This window comes from Sharpea azabuensis DSM 18934, from assembly GCF_000702165.1.
GTDB classification, from domain to species: Bacteria; Bacillota_I; Bacilli_A; order Erysipelotrichales; family Coprobacillaceae; genus Sharpea; species Sharpea azabuensis.
This window is the reverse complement of sequence record NZ_JNKU01000068.1, coordinates 1-7,589: the sequence shown is the minus strand read 5'-3', so window position 1 is coordinate 7,589 and position 7,589 is coordinate 1. Positions and strand designations below refer to the sequence as shown.

7 protein-coding genes are annotated in these 7,589 nt (G+C 33.5%); all 7 read left to right on the top strand.

What is annotated here, in order from left to right; translation table 11 throughout:
* Positions 1-10: 10 nt before the first annotated feature.
* Positions 11-289, top strand: coding sequence for a transposase (locus tag T529_RS13845; protein ID WP_420801854.1), 279 nt, complete (start codon positions 11-13; stop codon positions 287-289).
* Between the two features lie 841 nt (positions 290-1,130).
* Positions 1,131-1,955, top strand: a complete 825-nt coding sequence (locus T529_RS0111180; RefSeq protein ID WP_033163690.1) for a PRD domain-containing protein — start codon at positions 1,131-1,133, stop codon at positions 1,953-1,955.
* A 99-nt stretch (positions 1,956-2,054) separates the two neighbouring features.
* A complete protein-coding gene (locus tag T529_RS0111175) occupies positions 2,055-3,959 on the top strand; it encodes a beta-glucoside-specific PTS transporter subunit IIABC (RefSeq protein WP_033163689.1) in 1,905 nt (634 codons plus the stop codon).
* 13 nt (positions 3,960-3,972) lie between these two features.
* A complete protein-coding gene (locus T529_RS0111170; protein WP_033163688.1) occupies positions 3,973-5,412 on the top strand; it encodes a sulfatase in 1,440 nt (479 codons plus the stop codon).
* Between the two features lie 51 nt (positions 5,413-5,463).
* On the top strand, positions 5,464-6,504 hold the full coding sequence (locus T529_RS0111165; protein WP_238560818.1) for a radical SAM/SPASM domain-containing protein: 1,041 nt from the start codon (positions 5,464-5,466) through the stop codon (positions 6,502-6,504).
* Positions 6,505-6,508: 4 nt separating this feature from the next.
* Positions 6,509-7,069, top strand: coding sequence for a chromate transporter (locus tag T529_RS0111160; protein WP_033163686.1), 561 nt, complete (start codon positions 6,509-6,511; stop codon positions 7,067-7,069).
* On the top strand, positions 7,066-7,589 hold a 524-nt coding region (locus tag T529_RS0111155; RefSeq protein ID WP_033163685.1), incomplete at its 3' end, for a chromate transporter. The genes T529_RS0111160 and T529_RS0111155, both read left to right, overlap by 4 nt.

Sequence of the window (7,589 nt, the reverse complement as noted above, 5' to 3'; positions counted from 1 at the left end):
CAAGGATACAATAGAGAAAGAATTAAAAGCCTGGTTGTCATGGGCATGTCGAAGCAAGCTGAAACCATTTGTGGAACTGAGCAAAAAAATCAGGCGTCATAAAGACGCCATTATCGCAACGGTAAGACATGGCTTATCGAATGCAAGGATTGAATCGACCAACAACAAGATCAAAGTGTTGATACGGAAGTCTTATGGATTTAGGAACATACAGAATCTGATTGATATGATCATGATCGTATGTTCCGATCTTTACCATGGGATCAAGTTACCCTATGAACTTCGATGATTCTACCCACACATAGTGCAGAAGCCTCTTTTTTTTTCACAATTAATCTAAAAAAGAAATACGTGTTAAAGAGAAGCAGCTAGGATTAAAGTCGTAATATAATATGCTCATACAAATAATATTTTTGGCAAGTATTCATCATTATTTCATCTCATTTACTTTTACTTTATTTATTATAAATTCTACCACTAGATATCACACTGTTAAGTGTAAGATTTACTTCCTGACATCATCAGCTGAACTGGAATTTAAAATTCCAGTTCAGTAGCATAGTGTGCTTGGCATGGCACTAATTCAGTCGGAGCCAAACTAGCCACAGGTAGTTACCGCCAAGTGTAGCGTATCACAAGCCGGTATCAGTGATGATATGGGTGAAGGAAGTGGTGTAGCGATTCCTTTGTGCGTACGTACAGAAACTTAATCAGGCTAAATGGTGGCTAAGGTTGCTTTACAAACCGAAGTCCGAAAGGTAAACGTAAAACAAAGACAGTAAATCAAGGCGCAGTCAAGGAAAGAGGATTAGTGAATTACCCCGGGGGGCCTTGCGGGCAGTCAATCCCCTTGAGTACTATCTAAGATAGCCTGAAGTAATCATGTAAATGTAGCGCCGTATACGCGAACCGTACGTACGGTGCAATGAGAGGGGCGAAGATTAATTTCTTCCCTCTACTCTATTAGTTAATAAAAATCACTTGACAACGCTTACATAAAAAGTATAATTATAGCTGTAAATTAATTGAGATCTCAATTGGGGTGTTACTTTAGAGGCATGACCAAATTGAAAAAAGTTCTAATGCTTTTTTTGATTTGGTTTTATTTTGTCTGATTGGGGGTGGAATGATTGATAGCTAAAAAATTCCTCAATAATAATTCATTGGTTGCTGTTGATAACGAGGGTAATGAATATGTATTATTAGGAAAAGGAATATCATTTAGTGGAAAAATTGGTGAGCAGGTCGATGATTCAAAGATAGAGAAGATATTTGATGCAAAAGAGAAATCAAAACTTGAAGCATTAGTAGAAAATATCCCTCAACAATACTTTGATTTGGCAGTGGAAATTATTGATTACGTAGAGGCGCAACTAAATACCAAGTTAAATAATATTATTTATATTACATTAACTGATCATGTTGCTTATTTAAAAGAGAGATATAATCAAGGATTAATTATCGCTAACTCATTGAAACAGCCAATCAAAAGATACTATAAAAAAGAATTTAAGGTTTCTAGGAAGATAGTAGAGTTGTTGGAAGATGAGTTTGATATCGAATTAAATGATGATGAGGTTGCATCTATTGCATTACATATAATTAATGCAGAGCAGGATGATAGTACTATACACGACAGTATGACAATGATCAAATATGTAGAACAAATTATGCAAATTATTAGATATCAAACAAATATGGATATTGATCAAGATGATCTCGATTATCAACGCCTTCAGAATCATATTGAATTTTTCTTACAACGTGTTATCCATGGAGAAAAGCAATCAGAGTCACCTCTATTTGACATGGTCGTTAAAAGCTATCCTGAAGCTTATCGTATTGCATTGAAAGTTAGTAAGTATGTAGAAGAAAAGCTACATGTGGATATTCATGATGATGAATTAACGTATATGATTATTCATATACAAAGAATAATTGAACATAAGACATAAGTTTAGAATGTTACCTTAAGTGGGCAGGTCCTAATTATGTAATAGATGAGTCTATTTACAATAATTGGATCTGCCTTTATTTATTATATGGAGGAATATATGAAAGATTATACAGAATTAGCTCATTTTATCATTGAGCATGTAGGTGGAACAGAAAATGTAAAAGCTTTAACACATTGTGTTACGAGATTAAGATTTATTTTAAAAGATGAAAGTATTGCTGATACTAATGCGCTTAAGAATAATGATGAAGTACTTGACGTTATCCAAAAAGGTGGTCAGTATCAAGTTGTTATCGGAAATCATGTCGAAGACGTTTACGATAAAGTTATTGAAGTAGGAAAATTTGTCAATGATAATTCATCTGATGATACTAAGAAGCAAGGCATCTTTAACAAATTTGTATCAATAATTTCAGGTATATTCAATCCTTTATTAGGTTTGATGTGTGCTTGTGGTATCATCAAAGGCTTATCAGTTTTTATTGCTGCGTTAGGTCTAATAAGCAATAAATCTGGTACTTATATTATTATTAATTCAACTGGTGATACAGTATTCTATTTCTTCCCTGTATTCTTAGGATATACAGCAGCTGAAAAATTTAAAATGAATAAATTTGTAGGTGCTGCAATTGGGACAGCACTTGTACATCCAAATATTATTGCATTAAAAGGTGCTGCGCCATTATTTGCAGTTTTAAAAGGAACAATCTTCCAGTCCAATGTCACAACCACATTTGCTGGTATTCCAGTAATTATGATGAGTTATGCAAATACAGTAATACCAACAATCCTAGCTGTATTTGTGGCAAGTAAATTTGAGAAATTCTTCAAAAAGATTGTGCCAAGTGTTATTAAATCTTTCTTTGTTCCTGCATTAACTTTATTATGTGGTGTCATCATTACTTTGTTAATTGTTGGTCCAGTTTCAGTATGGATTTCAGATGCTCTTGGACATTTATTCTATTTCTTACATGATTTATCACCAATGATTACAGGATTAGTCGTTGGATCTACTTGGCAGATACTTGTAATGTTTGGTGTTCATCAAGGTATAACACCAATCATGATTAATAATATTATTGCAAATGGTTATGATAATGTCATTTGTTGTATGCAAGCAGTACCTTTTGTTACTTGTGCAGTAGTATTCGCTGTTTATCTTAAAACAAAAGATAAAAAATTAAAAAAGACAGCTTTACCCGCAGCAATTTCAAGCTTCTTTGGTGTAAGTGAACCAAGTATCTATGGTGTTACGTTACCTCTTAAAACACCTTTCATTATTACGCTTGTTTCTTCTGGTATTGGAGGTGCAATTATGGGTGCATTAGGTTCTACTATGTATACTATGGGAGGTATGGGCTTATTTGCATTCCCAGCATATATTAATCCTAAAAAGGGATTTGATATGTCTTTCTATGGAACTATTATTGCTGTTGTAGTGGCTATGGTTATTGGTTTTGTAACGACATTTATTGTATATAAAGATAAAAATTCAGAAAATGAAGCAACAACTGAGAAAAAAGAAGAAGATATTGAAGAATTCATTACGCAAGAAGTATTCTCATCACCGGTTAGAGGGAATGTTATTCCACTTGCTGAAGTTAAAGATGAAGTATTTGCATCAGAACTAACAGGTAAAGGTGTTGGAATTATTCCTGAAGAAGGAAAAATCTATGCACCAGCAGATGGTAAAGTCACAATGTTATTTAAAACGAATCATGCAATTGGTTTGAAAACAAAATCTAATGCTGATCTTCTTATTCATATTGGTATTGATACGGTTAATCTAGAAGGTAAAGGATTTACGGCAGTAGTGAAAGAAGGAGATGTTGTCAAAAAAGGAGATTTATTAATTGAATTTGATAAAGAATTTTTAAAGGCTAATAACTATGATGATACTGTTATTTTCGTGGTTACAAATACAGATCAATTCCAGGATGTTTTAGTTGGTAATGAAAAAAAAGCTGATTCACAATCAGAATTGTTAGCCGTCGCTGTTTAAGGAGTTGTATAAAATGCGTACAGTCATGATTATGTTTGATACATTAACAAGAAACTATTTATCAAACTATGGATGTGATTGGGTTAAGACACCTAATTTTCAACGATTAGAAGATTATTGTTGTAAATTTGATAACTTTTATGCCGGTAGTATGCCATGTATGCCAGCAAGACGTGATTTACATACAGGAAAGTATAATTTCTTGCATCGCAGCTGGGGTCCACTAGAACCATTCGACTTTTCAGCTATTAATACATTAACAAACAACAATATCTATACACATCTATGTACTGATCATTCTCATTATTTTGATGATGGTGGATGTACTTATCACAATAGATATTCTACTTGGCAAGGTTTTAGAGGTCAGGAAGGAGATCGCTATATGCCAAGACTAGGAATGATTAATCCTAATCAAGATAAGCATCAGAAAATAGGCGTTTCTCCAAATCAAAACTATGCCAATATGGTAAATATTAAAGACGAAAACGATTATTCATCAGTAAAAACAATTGATGCTGGTATATCATTTATTGATCATTATCATGATACTAGTAATTGGTTCTTACAAGTAGAATGCTTTGATCCACATGAACCGTTTAATGTACCACAAAAATATAGAGACTTATATGATCTTGTTGATGATGTAGAAACAAATTGGCCACCCTATATGCCAGTGGATGATGATATCGATCTAATGAAATTAAGGAAAGAGTATGCATCATTAGTAAGTATGTGTGATTATCATCTTGGTAGGATACTTGATAAGTTAGATGAATATAATATGTGGGAAGACACAATGGTAATTGTTAATACAGACCATGGTTTCTTGCTTGGTGAACATAATTATATTGGAAAGAACTTCTGGCCTATGTATCAGGAAGTATCACATATCCCATTTTTCCTTCATGTCCCAGGAATAAAGCCTCGAATTATAAGGCAACTTACTAGTACAGTAGATATAGTTCCTACGTTACTTGATTACTTTGATATTGAAATACCCGATGATCTGGATGGCAAATCTTTAATCCCTGTATTAACAGGCAATACGAAAATTCATGATTATGTGATCTTCGGTGTTCATGGCGGTTTTGTCAATATTACAGATGGTAGCTATGTGTTTATGAAAGCCTCTTGTACAAAGGAAAATGATCCAGTTGCAGAATGTACAATGATGCCAACAAATATGAGAAACTTCTTTTCAGAGAGTATTCTCAAAACAGCACAGCTAGAAAAGGGAGATAGATATAGTAATCAACTACCATATTTAAAATTTATTAATAAAACTAACTATTTGGATTCATATAGTTTTGGAGACTTATTATTTGATATCACAAATGGTGAAAAACAAATCATTGATGATCAGGTTGCCCAAAAGTATAAGAATCTTCTTATGAATATAATGATGAAACTAGAAGCACCTAAAGAAGAATTTGAAAGACTAGGTTTATAGGAGGTAAGCCCATTGAAATCCATCAATTTTTTAATCAAACCGGTATCATCTATGTGTCAGTTTTCATGTAAATACTGTTTTTATAAAGACGTTAGTTCATATCAATCGAACCATGAAGAATCTGTTATGTCTTATGAACTGGCTAAGAAAATCATTTCTGAAGCAATGACTCATACAGAACCAGGAGTAAATATTAATTTTGGATTTCAAGGTGGCGAACCAACTTTAGCGGGTATTGAATATTATAAGAATTTTGTCAAATTAGTTGATGAAATGAAATCACATCAAAAAGTGCATTACTCTCTACAAACAAACGGTTATTTAATAAATGATGAATGGTGTAAATTTTTTAAAGAAAATCATTTTCTAATTGGCATCTCATTGGATGGGTTTAAAGATAATCACGATTACTATAGACTCATCTCAAAAAATCCAACTTATGATACTGTTTATAAGGCAATTCAAAAACTAGATGAGTATGGTATACCATTCAATATTTTAACAGTTCTCACAAAATCACTATGTAAGAGACCAAAAGAACTTTATGAGTTCTATAAAAAAGAAAATTTTGAATATATCCAGTTTATACCTTGTATAGATGATATTAATAATAAAACACCTTATGCCACAAGTGGTTATTTATTAGAACAGTTTTACAAAAAGTTCTATATAGAATGGTTACGTGATTTAAATCATCAGAATATGCATATTTCTCTATTTGATGACTTATTGAATATTTTAAATGGACAATTACCTTTAAAATGTGGTGCATTGGGGATGTGTCAACCTAACTTTATTGTTGAATCAAATGGTGATTTTTATCCATGTGACTTTTATGCAATTGATCAGTATAAAATGGGGAATATTCTAGATGCATCTCTTGAAGATTTAAGTTTGAATAATAATTATCGATTATTTAATTCGTTTGATAATACATTGCATAATACATGTAAGAATTGTAAATATAGAGGTATATGCAATGGTAATTGTAAAAGAATGCGCTATTTGTTTGTGAATGGGCAAAAATGTAATTATAGAAATTTTCTCGAATTTTTTATAATAGAAATAAAAAAAGAAATGAATAGGAGGTAAATGTGTGCGAAAAAAATTATTAACATTATTTCTTTCAACATTGTATTTAAGTGCATTTACCTTTGGTGGCGGTTATGTCATTGTTACGCTGATGAGAAAGAAATTCGTCGGGCAGTTACATTGGATTGAAGAAGATGAAATGCTTGATCTCATTGCCATTGCGCAGTCTGCACCTGGTGCTATTGCAGTCAATGGAGCCATTGTCGTTGGATATAAAATTGCTGGACTCCTTGGTGTCTTTGTGGCTGTGATCGGGACAATCATTCCTCCCTTTACAATCATCTCTCTAATTTCTGTCATCTATGAAATCATCAAAACGAATACAGTCGTAGCCTTGATGCTGCAAGGAATGCAGGCAGGCGTTGGTGCTGTCATTGCATCGGTATGCTTTGAGATGGGAGCTGGAATCTTGAAGGAAAAGACAATCATTTATCCTGTCATTATGGTTGGATCATTCGTAGCTAATTATATTTTTAATGTCAATATTGTCATTGTCATCTTATCATGCATCGGCATTGGACTAATAAGTGCCTTCATCAAGACGAAAGGAAGCGAGCAGTCATGACTTTATTACAGCTTTTCATCAGCTTCCTGCAGGTAGGCGCTCTGAGTTTTGGCGGAGGCTATGCATCCATGCCCCTCATTCAGGAACAAGTGATCAATGTGCATCACTGGCTGACAGTAAGTGAATTTACTGATCTGATATCCATTTCGCAGATGACGCCAGGACCAATTGCAGTGAATTCAGCAACGTTTGTAGGCATAAAGATTGCAGGAATACCAGGGGCTATTGTTGCAACGATAGGGTGCATCCTGCCATCAATACTGTTGGTAACGGTCATTTCTCATTTCTACCTGAAATACCGGAACTTATCATTACTGCAGGAAATACTGAAGATGCTGCGACCTGCCGTCGTATCACTGATTGCCACGGCTGGTGTTTCTATTCTCATCACGGCATTCTTTGGTGAATCAGGACTAATAATCATAAAGAATATCAAATATCAGATGATCGTCATATTCATTATATGCATGGTCATGCTGATGAAATATAAAATGGATCCTGTACTGGTCATGGTGCTAGC